At 74.5% G+C, this 16,346-nt stretch carries 13 protein-coding genes and 2 pseudogenes; 4 read left to right on the forward strand and 11 right to left on the reverse strand.

The annotated features are described in order from the left end of the window. Window positions 1–28: 28 nt before the first annotated feature. Both CLV35_RS16235 and CLV35_RS16240 read right to left on the reverse strand, forming a co-directional pair. Window positions 29–1,159: a glycosyltransferase family 4 protein gene (locus CLV35_RS16235; RefSeq protein WP_231121942.1), complete on the reverse strand. Its 1,131-nt coding sequence runs from the start codon at window positions 1,157–1,159 to the stop codon at window positions 29–31. An 11-nt stretch (window positions 1,160–1,170) separates the two neighbouring features. Continuing rightward, entirely contained in the window at window positions 1,171–2,235 is a 1,065-nt protein-coding gene (locus CLV35_RS16240) for a glycosyltransferase family 2 protein (RefSeq protein WP_121194542.1), read from the reverse strand. Between the two features lie 179 nt (window positions 2,236–2,414). Here CLV35_RS16240 and CLV35_RS16245 point away from each other — a divergent pair, with 179 nt between their 5' ends. Both CLV35_RS16245 and CLV35_RS16250 read left to right on the forward strand, forming a co-directional pair. Further along, window positions 2,415–3,947 carry an LCP family protein gene (locus CLV35_RS16245; protein WP_121194543.1) on the forward strand — a complete coding sequence of 511 codons (1,533 nt, stop codon included), beginning with the start codon at window positions 2,415–2,417 and terminating at the stop codon, window positions 3,945–3,947. Window positions 3,948–4,025: 78 nt separating this feature from the next. Next, a complete protein-coding gene (locus CLV35_RS16250) occupies window positions 4,026–5,348 on the forward strand; it encodes a UDP-glucose dehydrogenase family protein (protein ID WP_121194544.1) in 1,323 nt (440 codons plus the stop codon). A gap of 75 nt (window positions 5,349–5,423) precedes the next feature. Here CLV35_RS16250 and CLV35_RS21020 read toward each other — a convergent pair. The 5 genes and pseudogenes from CLV35_RS21020 to CLV35_RS16270 form a co-directional block, all read right to left on the reverse strand. Beyond that, a pseudogene (locus CLV35_RS21020) lies at window positions 5,424–6,672 on the reverse strand (Nramp family divalent metal transporter). 23 nt (window positions 6,673–6,695) lie between these two features. After that, entirely contained in the window at window positions 6,696–6,866 is a 171-nt protein-coding gene (locus CLV35_RS20210) for a hypothetical protein (RefSeq protein WP_183062036.1), read from the reverse strand. A gap of 128 nt (window positions 6,867–6,994) precedes the next feature. Next, window positions 6,995–7,848: pseudogene (locus tag CLV35_RS21025) on the reverse strand (manganese catalase family protein). A gap of 65 nt (window positions 7,849–7,913) precedes the next feature. Continuing rightward, complete coding sequence (locus tag CLV35_RS16265; protein WP_121194545.1) at window positions 7,914–8,168, reverse strand: hypothetical protein; 255 nt, start codon at window positions 8,166–8,168, stop codon at window positions 7,914–7,916. Between the two features lie 74 nt (window positions 8,169–8,242). Beyond that, complete coding sequence (locus CLV35_RS16270; protein ID WP_147431997.1) at window positions 8,243–9,010, reverse strand: AfsR/SARP family transcriptional regulator; 768 nt, start codon at window positions 9,008–9,010, stop codon at window positions 8,243–8,245. Window positions 9,011–9,182: 172 nt separating this feature from the next. On the opposite strand from CLV35_RS16270, the gene CLV35_RS16275 reads away from it, so the two are divergent. Then, window positions 9,183–9,614, forward strand: coding sequence for a CoA-binding protein (locus CLV35_RS16275; RefSeq protein ID WP_121194547.1), 432 nt, complete (start codon window positions 9,183–9,185; stop codon window positions 9,612–9,614). A 5-nt stretch (window positions 9,615–9,619) separates the two neighbouring features. On the opposite strand, the gene purE is transcribed toward CLV35_RS16275, so the two are convergent. Continuing rightward, entirely contained in the window at window positions 9,620–10,129 is a 510-nt protein-coding gene (gene purE / locus CLV35_RS16280; protein WP_121194548.1) for a 5-(carboxyamino)imidazole ribonucleotide mutase, read from the reverse strand. Next, window positions 10,126–11,298: a 5-(carboxyamino)imidazole ribonucleotide synthase gene (locus tag CLV35_RS16285; RefSeq protein WP_231121943.1), complete on the reverse strand. Its 1,173-nt coding sequence runs from the start codon at window positions 11,296–11,298 to the stop codon at window positions 10,126–10,128. Before CLV35_RS16285 ends, purE begins: the two co-directional genes overlap by 4 nt. 58 nt (window positions 11,299–11,356) lie before the next feature. Between CLV35_RS16285 and CLV35_RS16290 the strand changes: the two genes are divergently transcribed. Next, window positions 11,357–11,860: a GtrA family protein gene (locus tag CLV35_RS16290; RefSeq protein ID WP_231121944.1), complete on the forward strand. Its 504-nt coding sequence runs from the start codon at window positions 11,357–11,359 to the stop codon at window positions 11,858–11,860. On the opposite strand, the gene CLV35_RS16295 is transcribed toward CLV35_RS16290, so the two are convergent. Further along, on the reverse strand, window positions 11,829–13,658 hold the full coding sequence (locus tag CLV35_RS16295; RefSeq protein WP_183062038.1) for a S9 family peptidase: 1,830 nt from the start codon (window positions 13,656–13,658) through the stop codon (window positions 11,829–11,831). The two genes, CLV35_RS16290 and CLV35_RS16295, sit on opposite strands and share 32 nt — an antisense overlap. A gap of 10 nt (window positions 13,659–13,668) precedes the next feature. After that, the gene (locus CLV35_RS16300; RefSeq protein ID WP_121194610.1) at window positions 13,669–16,221 is read right to left on the reverse strand and encodes a glutamate--cysteine ligase; all 2,553 of its coding nucleotides are present in this window, start codon (window positions 16,219–16,221) and stop codon (window positions 13,669–13,671) included. Window positions 16,222–16,346: the final 125 nt, after the last annotated feature.

Raw genomic sequence — 16,346 nt, forward strand, 5'->3', positions numbered from 1 at the left:
ACGGCTGGGGACGGACGACTGACGAATCCTACTGGCCCAGCCGCTCGTAGACGCCGAGCAGAGCCGCGCCGTCGGTCTCCCACGAGAGCGCGTGCTGGGCCGCCCGGACGTTGCCCACCAGCTCGGGCCAGCGCTCGACCGCCTCCCGCACCGCGCGCACGAGGCCCGCGGAGTCGCCGGGGGCGTAGAGCGTGCCGAGCCCGTGCGCGCGCACGACGCCCGCCAGCTCGTCGACGTCGGTGGCGACGACCGGCACGCCGACGCGTACGGCCAGGAACAGCTTGTTGGGCAGCGCCACGCGGTGGTTGAGCCAGCGCGCCGAGTGCGTGACCAGCGCGAGCCCGGCCGAGGCGAGCAGCGCCTCGGCCTCGGGCAGCGGGACGCTGGGCCGCACGCGCACCGGGCCGGCGTCGAAGGAGGCCAGCCAGGTCTCGTCGGCGGGCCCGATGCAGGTGACCTCGAGCTCGGGCAGGGAGCGAGCCGCGGCGGCGATCGTCTCGAGCTCGCGGTAGGGCGCCATGCGCCCGGCGTAGACCGCGCCGACGGGCGCCGCGGCCAGCGGGAGGGGGCTCTCGAGCGCGGGGAACGTGTTGCGTACGACCGTGACGTGCTCCCAGCCGAAGCGCCGGCGCAGCAGCGTGGCGACCCCCGGCCCGACGGTGACCACCGCATCGGCACGCGCGCCCAGCGCCTTCTCGGCGGTCAGGTCTCGCCGGGTCGCCCACGGCGTGGGCCGCGCGGTGCGCGGGCGCCCCGACCAGAACTCGTGGGTGTCGTAGACCAGCCGGGCGCCCTTGGCGGCGGCCAGCCGGGCGCCGAGCGCGAGGGTGTTGAAGTCGTGGGCGTGCACGACGTCGGCGTCGATGCCGCGCGCGAGCGTCTCGGCCGCGGCGGTCCAGCGCGCCAGCACCCCGGCGTTGTGGCGCGGGAGCAGCGCCCAGCGGGCGGCGCGCAGGTGGGGCGGCAGCGTACGCGGCTGCGCTCCCCCGCGCCGGAGCCCCGTGCCGCCGCCGGCGGAGTGCACCGTCACCCCCGCGGGGGGTGCCCAGCCCGCCGGCACGTCGCGGCCGACGACGTGCACCGAGTGCCCGGCGCCCGCCAGCGTCGTCGCCTCGCGGACCACCCGCGAGTCGTTCGCGACGTCGGAGGTGACCAGCATGAGGACGCGCACTACGCGCCGCCGGGTGCAGCGGAGCCGGCTGCGCCGGTGCGGCGCGGGTAGGGCTCCCAGCGGGGCGGCACGAGCGAGCGCGGGCTGGTGAGGAAGCCGGCGCCCCAGGCCAGGTGCATCGTCGCGTAGACCACCGGCAGCAGCGCGAGCGCGCGGGGCGGGAGCCCGCGCCCGGTGAGCGCGGCACCGCCGACGAGGGCCGCCGCGTAGCCGAGCGGGAGGGCGAAGCCCACGGGGTGGACGAGGATGCCCACCACCGTGCCGGCGCTGACCGCGACCAGCACGGCCGGCGCGGCGAGGTAGCGCGGCGAGGCGGTGCCCGAGTGCCGGCGCATGACCACCCGGCGCCAGCGCCCGTAGTGGAAGTACTGCCTGGCCAGCGCCTCCACGTCGGCGCGCGGCCGGTAGGAGACGCGCAGCTCGGGCGAGAACCAGACCAGGCCGCCCGCCTCGCGGATGCGGTGGTTGAGCTCCCAGTCCTGGGCGCGCTGGAACGACTCGTCGTAGCCGCCCAGCCGCTCGAGGGTCGCGCGGCGGAAGACGCCGAGGTAGACCGTGTCGGCCGGGCCGGCCTGCCCGCCGGTGTGGAAGCGGGCGCCGCCCACACCGAGCCAGGTGGTCATCGCCCGCGCGACGGCCTGCTGGAAGGCGGTCTCGCCCTCGGCAGCCATGACGCCGCCCACGTTGTCGGCGCCCGTGGCCTGCAGCAGCTCGACCGCGGTGGCGATGTAGCCCGGGCCGAGCATGCCGTGGCCGTCGACGCGGACCACGACGTCGTGGCTGGCGGCCGCGATGCCGGCGTTGAGCCCCGCCGGGGTGCGCCCGCTGGGGTTGCGCACCGTGCGGATGCGCGCGTCGGCGCTGGCCAGCTCGGCGGCGATGGCGTCGGTGCGGTCCTTCGACGGCCCGAGCGCGAGGACGAGCTCGATCTCGCCGGGGTAGTCCTGCTCCAGGACGTGGCGCACGGCCGTGCGCAGGTGCCGCTCCTCGTTCAGCACCGGCATGACGACCGACACGGCCGGCACGCCCGCAGAGGCGGGTGGACGAGGAGGGGTGCTCTGCATGGCGCCCGCCACCGTACCGGCTGGCCCCCGGGGCGGCGTGCCGACAGACCGGACATCCGTGCCCGACGTACGCTGAGGTGAGCGCCGTCGCCGTCCGACAGGGATCCGTACGCAGCAGCCGTGCGTTGGCCCCTACGTCGCACCCACCCTCCCTCTCGAGAGAGCAGGCACCCGCCCCCATGACCTACCCCGCGGACCCCGGACGCCCGGCCGAGCCGTACGCAGCGACCCCGGTCCTGCCGCCCGAGCTCGACCCGCGCGGTCCCCGGCGCGGTGGCGGCGGGCGGCGCCGCAGGGTCGTGGTGCGGGTCACGGCCACGCTCTCGGCGCTGGTGGTGGCGGGGGCGGCGACGCTCTACGGCCTCGACGCGTGGGGCAACTCGAAGCTCACGCGCATCGACCCGTTCGCCGCCGACGGCGGCGTCACGCAGCCGGCCAAGCTGTCGGCCGACGCCGAGAACTTCCTGCTGGTCGGCTCCGACAGCCGCGAGGGCATGAGCCGCAACGACACCGCCCGGCTGCACGTCGGCACCACGGCCAGCGCGGCGGGCGAGCGCGCCGACACGATGATCCTGCTGCACATCGGCAAGGGCACCGGCAAGGCCGTGATGGTCAGCTTCCCCCGCGACTCCTACGTGACGATCCCCGCGCACCGGGGCTCCGCCGGCCAGACGGTCCCCGCCGCCAAGAACAAGATCAACGACGCGTTCGCCGAGGGCGGTCCCGCGCTGGCGATCGAGACGGTGGCGCAGGCGACCGGCATCCACATCGACCACTACGTCGAGATCAACTTCCTCGGCTTCGAGCGCATGGTCAACGCCGTCGGCGGCGTGACCGTCTGCACGCCGAAGACGCTCAAGGACCACGACTCGGGGCTCGACCTCAGCGCCGGCACCCACAAGATCGACGGCGAGACGGCGCTGAAGTACGCGCGCGCCCGCCACATCGACAGCGACTTCGGACGCATCGGCCGGCAGCAGAAGCTGCTCGCGTCGCTGCTGCGCAAGGTCACGAGCGCGGGCACCCTCTCGAACCCGTTCAAGCTCAAGCGGCTGGTCAGTGCGGCGCTCGAGTCGATCAAGGTCGACAAGGACCTCTCGCAGGGCGACATGATCAGCCTGGCCAAGCGGCTCAACGGGCTCTCGCCCTCGAAGGTGACCTTCGCCTCCATCCCGGTCGCCGACGACAACTACAACCCGCCCGGCCCGGTCGCCGCCGCGGTGCTGTGGGAGCAGGCCCAGGCGCAGCAGCTGTTCAACGCCATCAGCAAGGACGAGCCCGTCGGCCCGGCGGCGACGCCCGCGCCGTCGTCGTCGTCCTCGGTGAGCGCCACCACCCCGCCCTCGCAGGTCCGCGTGCGGGTGCTCAACGGCGCCGGGGTCAAGGGCCTCGCGGCCCGGGCGGCGGGCGACCTGGGCAAGGCCGGGTTCGCCGTTGCCGGCACCGGGAACGCCGCCACGGCCACCGGCGCCCAGACGGTCATCCGCTACGACCCGCGCTGGTCGACCTCGCTCAAGACGCTCCAGGCGGCGCTGCCCGCGGCGACGCTCACGCCCGTCAAGGGGCTCGGCGGCACCTTCCAGGTCGTCGCCGGGTCGTCGTGGAGCGGTGCGCAGAGCGTGAAGCTCGTCACGCCGAGGCGCACCAGCGCCACCGCGTCGGGCACGCCCGCGGTGCAGACCCGCACGGCCGCCGACACCGCCTGCACCTGACCGCCAGGCGCGCAGTGACGCAGTCGACCCCCGTTCGAGGGTCGCCGGGGCGGTGCCGGGGCCGATAGTCTCGCCCCCATGAGCGCACCCCGTATCACCGTGCTAGGCACGGGCTATCTCGGCGCGACCCACGCTGTGTGCATGGCGGCACTCGGTTTTGAGGTCCTCGGCATGGACGTCGACAAAGCCAAGGTCGAAGCTCTGGCCGCCGGCCAACTTCCTTTCTACGAGCCAGGACTGGACACCCTCCTGGTCGAGCAGCTCGCGACGGGGCGGCTGCGCTTCACGACCTCGTACGCCGAGGTCGCCGAGTTCGGCGACGTCCACTTCATCGGGGTCGGCACCCCGCAGAAGCCGGGCGAGAACGCCGCTGACATGCGCTACGTCGACGCCGTCGTGGACGGCCTCGCACCCCACCTGACCCGGCCCTGCCTGATCGCCGGCAAGTCGACGGTGCCCGTGGGCACCGCCGAGCGCCTGGCCGACCGCGTGGCCGAGCTGGCCCCGGCCGGCGCCGACGCCGAGCTGTGCTGGAACCCCGAGTTCCTGCGCGAGGGCTTCGCCGTCGAGGACACGCTGCACCCCGACCGCCTGGTCTTCGGCGTCCGCTCCGAGAAGGCCGAGCAGACGCTGCGGGAGGTCTACGCGACCCCGATCGGCGAGGGCACCCCGGTCGTCGTCACCGACTTCGCGACCGCCCAGCTGGTCAAGGTCGCTGCGAACTCCTTCCTGGCGACCAAGATCTCGTTCATCAACGCCATGGCCGAGGTGTGCGAGGCGGCCGGCGGCAACGTCGTCACGCTCGCCGACGCGATCGGCTACGACGCCCGCATCGGGCGCCGCTTCCTCAACGCCGGCCTCGGCTTCGGCGGCGGCTGCCTGCCCAAGGACATCCGCGCGTTCATGGCGCGCGCCGGCGAGCTCGGCGCGGGCGAGGCCCTGACCTTCCTGCAGGAGGTCGACGCGATCAACATGCGCCGCCGCACCCGCACGGTCGACCTGGCCAAGGAGCTGCTCGGCGGCACCGTCCTGGGCGCCCGTGTCGCCGTGCTCGGCGCCGCGTTCAAGCCCGACAGCGACGACGTGCGCGACTCCCCGGCGCTCGCGGTCGCGGCCTCCCTGCAGCTGCAGGGCGCCCAGGTCGTCGTCTACGACCCGGAGGCCAACGCCAACGCCAAGCGGGTCTTCCCCACGCTGCGCTGCGTCGACTCGGCCACCGAGGCGATCACCGGCGCCGACGTGATCCTCCACCTGACCGAGTGGAAGGAGTTCCGCGAGCTCGACCCGGTGCAGGTCGCGACCATGGTCGAGCAGCGCAACATCGTCGACGGCCGCAACGCGCTCGACGTCGACGCCTGGCGCGGTGCCGGCTGGCACTACCGCTCGCTCGGCCGCCCCTGACCCCGTCCCGCACAGCCCGAGAGCCGGCCCTCCGCACCAGCGGGAGCCGGCTCTCGGCGGCTCGGGGCACACCGCTCAGAGCACGAGCAGGGCGAGCAGTCCCAGGTTCAGCGCGCTGATCGCGGTCGCGGCGAACACGGCCAGCACGTGGGTGGTGCGGCGGTTGACCAGCTCGCCCATCACCGCCCGGTCCCGCGTGAGCACGACCAGCGGCCAGAGCGCGAACGGCACCCCGAACGACAGCACCACCTGGCTCAGCACCAGCGCCGTGGTGGGGTCGACCCCTGTCGCCACCACGGCGAGGGCGGGGACCACGGTCATCAGGCGGCGCAGCGCCGGCGCGATGCACCGGCCGGCGAAGCCCTCGACCACGACGGCGCCGGAGTAGGCGCCGACGGACGACGAGGCGAGGCCGGAGGCCAGCAGGGCCAAGGCGAACATCACGGCTGACGCGGTGCCGAGCGCGCTGGCGATGCCGGTGTAGGCGCCCTCGATCGAGTCGATGCCCTGCCCCGGGAAGCCGGCCGCGGCGACGACCACCAGCGAGAGGTTGACCACGGCCGCGACCGAGAGCGCGACGGTGATGTCGAGCCGCGTCGAGCGCAGCAGGCCCCGGCGCCACGAGCGCTCAACCGGCCCGGACGCCGGGCCGGTGAGGTTGAACCGGTCGCACACGAGCGCGGAGTGCAGGTAGATCGCGTGCGGCATGACCGTCGCGCCGAGGATTCCGGCGGCAAGCAACAGGGCTGTCGGCGCCCTGCAGGCGAGGCAGGACGCCCGCCGCGAGAGCGCTGGGGCTCGGGCCGGCGCGCCAGGCCGTGAAGACGAAGCCGACGGCGCAGACGGCCAGCATGGCGGTGACGACGATCTCGAAGCGGTGCTGCCGCGAGCGCTTCTGCAGGGCCAGCACCGCCATGGAGGCCACGGTCGTGGTGACGGCGCCGGCGAGCAGCGGCATCCCGAACAGCAGCCACAGCGCCACGGCACCGCCGATGACCTCGGCCAGCTCGGTGGCGATCGACACGCACTCGGCCTGCACCCACAGCGCGGTGCTGGTGCGGCGCGACCACCGGCGCCGGCAGAGGACCGGCAGCGAGGCGCCGGTGGCGATGCCGAGCTTCGCCGAGAGGTACTGCACGAGCATGGCGGTGGCGCTGGCCGCCACGACGACCCAGCAGAGCAGGTAGCCGTAGCGCGCCCCGGCCGTGACGTTCGTGGCGACGTTGCCGGGGTCGACGTAGGCGACGGCCGCGACGAACGCCGGCCCGAGCGACCCGACGGCGGCGCGGGCGGACCGCGGCCGCCGCGTACGAGGCAGGGGCAGCTCGAGGCCCGCGTCGACGACCGTCACGACCGTTGGCCCGGGTGCCGGCGCGCCCGGTAGGCGGCGCGCCCGACGACGTAGGCGAGCAGCCCCGTCCCCGCGAGCGACGCGGAGGCGGAGCCGGAGAACACCGCGACCGACGTGGCGGCCGCGTAGCAGCAGGGCAGCGCAGACTTCGTTGCAGACGTCGACATGGCGAGGGCTCCGCACTCGGGGACTGGACAGGCGTGGTCTTTGCTCGATCGGGCAGGACGGTTCGCACGGTTCTCGAGGCAGGGAGGTCAGGTCGCCCGGGCGCACGGCCCGGGCGACCCGGACCGGCCTAGAGCAGGTCCTTGACCTTCTGGACGAGCCCGGTGGGGCTGGTGGGCGGCGTGCCGTAGAGGCGGGGGTCACCCGGAGGCAGCGTCGGGCGCGCACCGGTCGCGAGAATCTCCGGCTGCACCGTGATCTGGCCGCTGCCGTCGTAGGCCTCGCCCTGCGCCCAGCCGCCCTCGGTGGCGTTGGGACCGTCGGAGGCGTGGACGTAGAGGCGCGCGTACTCGTCGAGCTCCTCGTCGCGGTCGAAGGCGTCGGGCACCGGCACCTTGTCCAGGCCGTCGGCCTTGAGCTCCTCCACCGCGCGTAGCCACTGCATCTGGTGCATGTGGTCGCGGGTGACGAGGAAGCGGATGAGCTGCTGCACGCCCTTGTCGTCGGTCATGTGGAACAGGCGCGCGACCTGGAGCCGGCCCTGCATCTCGGCGGTGGCGTTGAGCATGAAGTCGGCGTAGAGGTTGCCGCTCGCGGTGACGAACGCACCGGACCACGGGACGCCGTGCTGTCAGCCGGGTAGCCGCCGCCGCCGTTGACGATGGTGTGCTGCGGGTTCGAGTGGTCGAAGTGCTTCTCCATCGGGCCCTTCGCCTCGCTCTCGGACAACGGCGCCGCGTCGAGCAGGCGGTCGATCATCGTGGTGATCATCTCGACGTGGGCGAGCTCCTCGGTGCCGATGTCGAGCAGCATGTCCTTGTACTTGCCGGGGAGCCGGCAGTTCCACCCCTGGTAGAGGTACTGCATCGCGACGGTCATCTCGCCCCACTTGCCGCCCAGGACCTCCTGGAAGCGACGGGCGAACGCGGGGTCCGGCGCGTCGGGCTTGGCTTCGTACTGCAGCTCGTGGACGTGCTTGAACATGCGGGCTCCTCGGGTGTACATGCCCTAGGTGGCATGGGGTGGACTGATGTGGCGCGTTGAGGCATCTAACTGATCTGCGGCGGCTGCGGGGACGCCGGCCCGTCCCGTGCGCGAGGGCGGGCGTCGTCGTACCACTGCTCGAGCCACGACCGGACCGCACGCACCGTCGCGTCCGTGCCGGTGCAGGTCGCCCACGTCGCCTCACCGGCGAGCGGGCCCTCGGCCGTCATGACCCGGGCGCAGAGCCCGGCGTCCGTCGCGAGCCAGACCCGGACGAGCAGCACCCCGACCTGGTCGACCGGACGTTCCGAGCAGCACATGCAGGTGTCCTACCGACCGCCCGTGACAGCGGCGTGACAGCCGCGTCGCACCGGGCGACACCGCCCGAGGAGCCTCAGTGGACGCGCGGGAAGACCAACTGCTGGAAGGAGGCCGAGGGCCGGATGCCGAGCCCTTCGTCGAGCAGGCGGCGGCACATGTCGTACTGCCGAAGCGCCTCGCCGACGTTGCCCTCGTCGATGTGCACCTGCGCGACCACGCGGTGGGCGCTCTCGCGCAGCGGCTCGACGGCCACCGCCGACAGGGCCGCGTGGAGCGCCGCGGTGTAGCGGCCCGCCGCCCGCAGCCGCGTCGCCAGCAGCTCCAGCGCGTGCATGCGCATCTGACGGTGGCGCTCCCGCTCCACCAGCAGCCACTCGTCGGACCAGTCGGGCAGCAGGTCGCGCAGCAGCGTACGCACGAGCCCGCCGCTGACGGCGTCGCCGTCATCGACCGGCTCTGGCAGGGCGTAGCTCGACTCGTCCTCGCACAGCGCGAGCACCAGGGAGGTGCAGGCGTGCAGGTCGACCGACACGTCGTCGGCGAGCTCCAGGCTCTCCCGGCAGGCGCTCACCAGGGGCTTGCCGCCCCCGCTCGGCAGCCGGTGGAGCACCGAGCGCAGGTTGGCCGTGGCTCGGGTGCCGTCCGAGTCGGGCCAGAGCACCGCCGAGACGCTCGCGCGACGCACCGGCCGGCCGTGCACCGCCAGCAGGGCGATCAGCCGCTGGCCCGCGACGCTCACCTGGACGGGCTTGCCCTCGTGCTCCATGTGAAACTCGCCCAGAAGGCACAGCGACGTGCCATGGGCCGGCGCGGCACCGGACTCGGCTCCCGTGGTGGTCACACGTGCAACCTCCGAGTCGGTCGAGTGGGCGTCCCCGGCCCGCCGCAGGGGCGACGGACACGGCTGCCTTCTCAACCTGATCGAACTGCTACCCCGCCCGGCCGCGGGACCAACCTCCCGCGGAGACGACCCCGCGCGCGTCGGCGTGTCGCGGCACCCGCACCATGGGGGCATGGCGCAGCAGTGGGGCGACGACGAGACGGTCGCGCAGGTCCTCGGCGAGCAGACGCGTACGTGGGCGGTGGTGGGCCTCTCGAACGACACCTCCCGCGCCGCCTGGGGCGTGGCGAAGTTCCTGCAGCAGCAGGGCAAGCGGATCGTGCCCGTGCACCCGCGCGCCGAGACGGTGCACGGCGAGCAGGGCTACCGCACGCTGGCCGAGATCCCGTTCGAGGTCGACGTGGTCGACGTGTTCGTCCGCAGCTCGGCGGCGGGCGCGGTCGCCGACGACGCGGTGCGGATCGGCGCGAAGGCCGTGTGGTTCCAGCTCGGCGTCGTCGACGAGGCGGCCTACGACCGCACGCGGGCCGTCGGCGTCACCATGGTCATGGACCGTTGCCCCAAGATCGACTGGCCGACGCTGGGCCCCAGCAGCCTCGCCTGACCCGCCTAGCTCGAGAGCGAGTCGCGCAGCGCCTGGCCCTTGGCTCGGGCGAGCGCTTCGAGCGAGCCCTGGAACTCGGCCATCCGGTCGCGCAGGGCGGGGTCGGACGCGCCGAGGATCCGCACCGCGAGCAGGCCGGCGTTGCGCGCCCCGCCGATCGACACCGTGGCGACCGGCACCCCCGAGGGCATCTGGACGATCGAGAGCAGCGAGTCCATGCCGTCGAGATGCTTGAGCGGCACGGGGACGCCGATGACCGGCAGCGGGGTCACGGCGGCCAGCATCCCCGGCAGGTGCGCCGCTCCCCCGGCCCCCGCGATCACGACCTGCAGGCCGCGGGAGGCGGCCGACGCGCCGTACTCCACCATCGCCCGAGGCATCCGGTGGGCGGAGACGACGTCGGCCTCGTAGGCGACGCCGAACTCCTCGAGCGCCTCCGCGGCGGCCTGCATCACCGGCCAGTCGGAGTCGGAGCCCATCACGACGCCGACGACGGGGTTGGCTGACGGGCTCATTCGAGGATCTCCCCCATGAAGTAGCCGGCCGCGTGGCGCGCCCGGTCGAGCAGCGGCTCGAGCGGACCGTCGCCGACCACCGTGACGTGGCCGATCTTGCGGCCGGGCCGCACCTGCTTGCCGTACATGTGCGCCCGGAGTCCCGGGTCGCGGGCGAAGACGTGGCGGTAGGGCGCGTACATGTCGGGGTGGTCGCCGCCGAGCACGTTGGCCATCACGGCGAGCGGCGCGAGCGCCGCGGGCGAGCCGAGCGGCAGGTCGAGCACCGCACGCAGGTGCTGCTCGAACTGCGAGGTGACCGCGCCCTCGATCGTCCAGTGGCCGGAGTTGTGCGGGCGCATGGCGAGCTCGTTGACCAGCACCCGGCCGTCGGCGGTCTCGAACAGCTCGACCGCCATCATGCCGACGACGTCGAGGAGCCCGGCGATGCGCAGGGCGACGTCCTGCGCGGCCACGGCCTCGTCGTCGACCAGTCCGGGCGCCGGCGCCACGACCTCGCGGCAGATGCCGCCGAGCTGGAGGGTCTGGACGACGGGGTAGGCGACGGCCTGGCCGTGGGGCGAGCGCGCCACCTGGGCCGAGAGCTCGCGGACGAACTCGACCTTCTCCTCGGCGAGGCAGGCGACACCGCGGGACGCGAGCTCGGCCAGCACCGGCTCGGCCTCGGCGGCCGAGCCGACGACCCACACGCCGCGGCCGTCGTAGCCGCCGCGGGCCGCCTTGAGCACCACCGGCCACGTGCCGTCGGCGAAGCCGGCCACCTCGTCGGCGCTGGACACGACCGCCCACCGCGGGCACGGGAGCCCCGCCTCGGTGAGCCGGGCGCGCATCACCGCCTTGTCCTGGGCGTGCAGCAGCGCCTGCGGCCCGGGGCGCACGACGACGCCTTCCGCGAGCAGCGCCTCGAGGTGCTCGGGGCGCACGTGCTCGTGCTCGAAGGTCACGACGTCGCAGCCCTCGGCCAGCCGGCGCAAGGCGTCGAGGTCGTCGGCCGCGCCGATCACGGCGTCGGGCACCACCTGGGCGGCGCTCTCGTCGCGGCTGCCGGCGAGCACCCGCAGGCGCACGCCGAGGGCGGCGGCCGCCGGTGCGGTCATCCGGGCGAGCTGCCCGGCACCCACGATGCCGACCGTCGGGAAGCCGGGCGGCAGGGAGGAGGCGTTCGGCACGCCGGGAAGCGTAGCCGTGGCACAGGCGGCTCCCAGAGGGAGTGGGTACCCTCCCAGCGTGCCCTCGCTGCCCGAACGAAGCCCGGTCCTCCGGCTCTACTACTCGTTCGGGCACGTCGTCAGGGAGCTGCTGAAGTTCGGCGTCGTGGGTGCCGGCGGCGTCGTGATCGACGTCGGGCTCTCGAACCTGCTGCTCAGCTGGATGCCGCACAAGCCGCTGACGGCGAAGGGCATCGCCGTCGTCGCCGCCATCGTCTTCAACTACGTCGGCAACCGCCAGTGGACGTTCCGGCACCGCACGCGCAGCCAGATCCACCGCGAGTTCGTCGGCTTCTTCGCCATCAGCCTGGTGGGCCTGCTGATCACCCTGGCCTGCGTCGCCTTCACCCGCTACGTGCTCGACATGGACTCCCGGCTGGCGTTCAACGTATCGGGCAACGTGGTGGGCCTCGGCATCTCCACCGTCTTCCGCTTCTGGGCCTACCGCCGCTTCGTGTTCCCGGTGATCGAGGAGGCCGAGCGCGAGCTGGTCAGCCGGCCAGGTGCCGAGTCAGCCAGCTGACCGTCTCGTTGACGAACCGCACGCGGTTGGGCGTCGCGAGCAGCTCGTGGCCCTCGCCCTCGAACAGCACGAACCGGTGCTCGACCCCGCGCTCGGCCAGCGCCTCGACGAGCTGGGTCGCCTCGACCAGCGGCACGTTGGTGTCGTCGCCGCCGTGGACGACCATCAGCGGCGCACGGATCGCGTCGACCCTCGTCATGGGCGAGAGGTCGTGCAGCAGCTCGGCGTCGCGCACAGGGTCGCCGTACTTGCTCACCGCCGTCGCCGCGATGTAGGGCTCGGTGTGGGCGTAGAACGTCGCGAAGCTGCTCATGCCGCAGACGTCGACCCCGGCGCCGAACAGGTCGGGGTGCCAGGCCAGCGCGGCGAGCGTCAGGTAGCCGCCGTAGGACCGCCCCATCACTCCGAGGCGCCCTGGCGCACCGGTGCCGCTCGAGACGAGGTACGCAGCGGCCGCCGCCACGTCGTCGATGGCGCCGTAGCGCCCCGCGAGGTCGTCGGCGTGCACGAACGAGCGCCCGAAGCCCGACGAGCCGCGCACGTTGAGCGCGTAGACCACGATGCCGGCCGCGACCAGCGACTGGAACAGCGAGTTGTAGACCGGGCGCTCCTGCGACTCCGGCCCGCCGTGCAGCCACACCACCGCGGGCCACGGTCCCTCGCCGGCCGGCCGGTAGAGCCAGCCGGACACCGCCGTGCCGTCCGGCGAGACGAAGCCGTGCAGCTCGGGCGGCACGAGCACGTCGGGGTCGACCCGCCGGGTGGTGGCCGCGGGCGACGCGACCAGCACGTGGCCGCCGTCGCTGCTGACGGGCGTGGCACCGCCCTCGAGGTCGAGCAGCCAGACGCCGCGCGGGTCCGACCAGCTCTCGGCGGTGACCGCGATGCGCGAGCCGTCGCCGGCGAACCACGCCTCGCGCACGACGTCGCGGGGCAGCGCCAGCTCGGTCTGCTCGCCGCCGGGCAGCTCGGCGACGGTGAGGGCGCTGCGCCCGCCGAGCACGTTCCACACGAGCACCGCGCGCGCCCCGGAGGCCGAGAGCGCGACCTGCTCGAGCTCGGCGTCCTCGCGCTGCGCCAGGGTGCGCGGCGGCTCGCCGTCGGTCACGGCGACGAGCGCGGCGAGCTCGCGCCCGACCGTCGTGACGGCGTACGCGGTGCGCCCGTCCGGCGACAGGACGCCGCTGTCGGTGGAGCCGCCCTCGTCGGCCGGCAGCACTGCACGCCGCTCCCCCGAGGCGCGGTCGAGGACCTCGAGCTCCCGGCGGCCGCGGGGGCCGCAGCGCAGCAGCGCCCGCGAGCCGTCGGCGCTGACGTCGAGCAGCGTGAGCAGGGTGCCGCGGGCGACGGGCTCCCGCGTACCCGTCTGCGGGTCGAGCAGCGAGCACACCGCGTCCGAACCGGTCGTCTCGGTGAGCAGCAGCCGGCCGTCGGCGCTCCACCCGTGCCGAGAGCCGGGGCCCAGCCCCGCCGTCGTCGTGGCGTGGCCGGCCACCTGGCGGGCCGTGCCGCCCGAGGCGGCCACGACCCACACCTCGGTGCGCGACGACCCGTGCGCCGCCACGGTGCACGCGAGCCAGGCACCGTCGGGCGACCACGAGACGGTCGACACCCGCTCGAGCCCGGTGGGCACCCGTCGCCAGCCCGCGTCGACGAGCTCGCGCAGCCACACCTGCGGCGTGCCGCCGCGGTCGGAGACGAAGGCGACGCGCCCGCCCGAGGGGTCGGCGGCGGGCGACCAGCTGCCGTAGACGTCCTCCGGCAGGTGCTCGGAGGGGTGGGGGACGACGACCTTCACGCAGGCACCTTCACGCCGACGATGCTCCTGCAGCGCCCGCGGCGCCCACGACCCAGGTGTCCTTCGAGCCGCCGCCGCGCGAGGAGTTGACGACCATGCTCCCGGCGGGCGCGACGCGGCTGAGCGCCGCGGGGGCCACCACGCTCTCCTCGCCCAGCAGCACGAACGCGCGCAGGTCGACGTGGCGCGGGTCCAGCCGCTCGCCGTCGAAGGCCGGGTGCGTCGAGAGCTGCACGGTCTCCTGGGCGATCCAGCGGTGCGGGGCGGCGAGCATCTGGCGCCGCGCGGTGTCGATCTCCTCCCCGCTCGCCGTCGGGCCGATCAGCACGCCCTCGCCGCCGTAGCCGTCGACCGGCTTGAGCACCAGCTCGGGCAGCCGGGCGAGCACCTCCGCGCGGTCGGCCTCGACCCCGCAGAGGAACGTCGGCACGCTCTGCAGGACCGGCTGCTCGCCGAGGTAGTAGCGGACCATCTCGGGGACGTACTTGTAGACCGCCTTGTCGTCGCCGACGCCGTTGCCCGGCGCGTTGCACAGCGCGACGGCACCGGCGTCGAGCGCAGCCCAGAGCGGCGGCCCGAGGGGCCGGCCGTCGCCGCCCGGCGAGTGGAGCAGCGTCTCCTCGCCGACGCGCAGGTAGATCACGTCGACCGGCGTGCGCACGCCGTGCTGCTGCAGCAGCACCCGGCCCTCCTCGACGACCAGGTCGGTCGTGACGACGACGGGGACGCCCATCTCGCGGGCGAGCAGCGAGTGCTCGAACCACGCGGAGCCCGCCGGGCCCTCGCTGAGCAGCACGATGCCGGGATCGTCGCCCGCACCCGGGAGCACCGCGTCCTGCAGCGCTCTCAGCAGCAGCCTGGGCGCCGGCTCGGTGTCGAGGACCTCGGCGGGTACGGCCAGCTCGGGCACCACGGCGCGGGTGAGCCGGCGGTTCTGGACGGCGTAGCCGAGCCCGGAGGGCACGCGCAGGTTGTCCTCCAGCACGTACCACCCGCGCTCGTCGCGCACGAGGTCCATGCCGCAGACGTGCGCCCGCACCCGCTGGTGGTGCGCGAGCGCGCCGGTCGGGCGCAGCCCCGGAGCGCTGTCGACGACCCAGGCCGGCACGGTGCCGTCGCGCACGATCTCGCGCCCGGCGTACACGTCGTGCAGGAAGGCGTCGAGGGCGCGGGCGCGCTGGGTCAGCCCGCGCTGGAGCATCGCCCAGTCGTCGGCCGGCACGACCCGGGGCACGAGGTCGACCGGGAACAGCCGGGTGCCGGCCTCTCCCGAGAGCGTGAACGTGACGCCGTGCGTCCGCTGCTCCTCGTCCCGGGCGGCCTCGCGCTGGCGCATCCCGGCCGGTCCGAGGGCCGTGAGCGCGTCGACCACCGCGCGGTAGGGCGCCCGGACGGTGCCGGAGGGCTCGAACACCTCGTCGCCGGCCGCTGCGTACGCGGCGTGGAGCGCACCTCCCCCGTGCGCCGGGCGCTCGGCCTCCGGCGAGGCCTCGCCGCGGGTCTGCTCCAGCAGCAGGTCGACGACGTCGGTGAGGCGGCCGCGCCGCTCGTAGGCGCGGCGCTGCTGCGCGGCACTGCTGCCCCGCGCGAGCGCGCGCTCGACCAGCGAGCTCACCAGCGCCTCGTCGCCGTCGGCCTCGAGGTAGGGCGCGAGGCGCTCGAGCAGACCGGTCACCGCGAGCTCGGCGGGCACCGGGCGCGGGGTGCCCGTCAGGTCGACGAGCTGGCCCTCGAGACCGGAGCGCGCGGCCCGCCAGCTGGCCGCCCTCAGCAGGGGCGGCTCGGGCACGACGGCGGGCTGCCCGGCCGCGAGGGCGTCGCACTCGCGGCGTACGAGCGCGCGGAACAGCCCGGCCAGCATCACGACGTCGTCGACGTCGGGGCACGCGTCGCACACCCGCAGCTCGAGCGTCGGCAGGTGGGGCGAGGGCCGGACGTCGAAGTAGATCATCTTGGGGTCGCTGATCGTCCCGCTCGCGACGAGGTCGGTGACGAGGCGGTCGTGGTCGGCGGCCGAGGCCAGCGACCCGGGCGAGCCCGCGGTGGGCCAGCGCTGCCAGACCAGGCTGCGCACGCTGGCGTAGCCGCTGTCGGCCCCCATCCAGTAGGGCGAGCTGGCCGTGAGCGCGAGCAGCACCGGCAGCGAGGGGGCGACGCGCTGCGCGACCGCGACGGCCAGGTCGCGGTCGTCGACCTGCACGTGGACCTGCGCCCCGCAGATCAGCTGCTCGCGGACCAGCATCTGGTAGTCCTCGAGCATCCGCGTGAACCGCGCCGTGCGGGTGATGGCGCTGCGCTCGGCGTCGACCAGCGGCACCGTCCCGGCCGCGACCACGCCCAGGCCGCTCTCCTCGGCCACCTGCGCGAGCCGGGCGCGCAGGGCGACGAGGTCGGCGCGCAGGCCGGCGAGCGTGGTGTGGACGCCGCTGTTGGTCTCGACGACGCTGGCCTGCAGCTCGGCCGAGTAGGACTGCTCCGGCAGCCGCTCGAGCAGCTCGGGCGCGCGCCCCACCAGCTCGCGGGTGGCGAGGTCGACGACGTGGAACTCCTCCTCCACGCCCATCGTGCGCGTGCCGGCGAACACCCCGCCGGGCGCCGGTGCGCTCAGCGGCCGCTCCTCCACGTCGCCCGACATGGCAGCTCCCCTCGTCCGAAGGGTGTCACGGTGACCCGACGATGTGTCCGGGA

It is taken from the genome of Motilibacter peucedani (assembly GCF_003634695.1).
Taxonomy (GTDB): Bacteria; Actinomycetota; Actinomycetes; order Motilibacterales; family Motilibacteraceae; genus Motilibacter; species Motilibacter peucedani.

Coding starts and splice junctions, on each gene's coding strand:
- CLV35_RS16300 (WP_121194610.1), bottom strand. CDS start 16,221: ATGGGCGTGGAGGAGGAGTTCCACGTCGTCGACCTCGCCACCCGCGAG.
- purE (WP_121194548.1), bottom strand. CDS start 10,129: ATGAGCCCGTCAGCCAACCCCGTCGTCGGCGTCGTGATGGGCTCCGAC.
- CLV35_RS16235 (WP_231121942.1), bottom strand. CDS start 1,159: ATGCTGGTCACCTCCGACGTCGCGAACGACTCGCGGGTGGTCCGCGAG.
- CLV35_RS20210 (WP_183062036.1), bottom strand. CDS start 6,866: ATGTCGACGTCTGCAACGAAGTCTGCGCTGCCCTGCTGCTACGCGGCC.
- CLV35_RS16265 (WP_121194545.1), bottom strand. CDS start 8,168: ATGTGCTGCTCGGAACGTCCGGTCGACCAGGTCGGGGTGCTGCTCGTC.
- CLV35_RS16240 (WP_121194542.1), bottom strand. CDS start 2,235: ATGCAGAGCACCCCTCCTCGTCCACCCGCCTCTGCGGGCGTGCCGGCC.
- CLV35_RS16250 (WP_121194544.1), top strand. CDS start 4,026: ATGAGCGCACCCCGTATCACCGTGCTAGGCACGGGCTATCTCGGCGCG.
- CLV35_RS16245 (WP_121194543.1), top strand. CDS start 2,415: ATGACCTACCCCGCGGACCCCGGACGCCCGGCCGAGCCGTACGCAGCG.
- CLV35_RS16275 (WP_121194547.1), top strand. CDS start 9,183: ATGGCGCAGCAGTGGGGCGACGACGAGACGGTCGCGCAGGTCCTCGGC.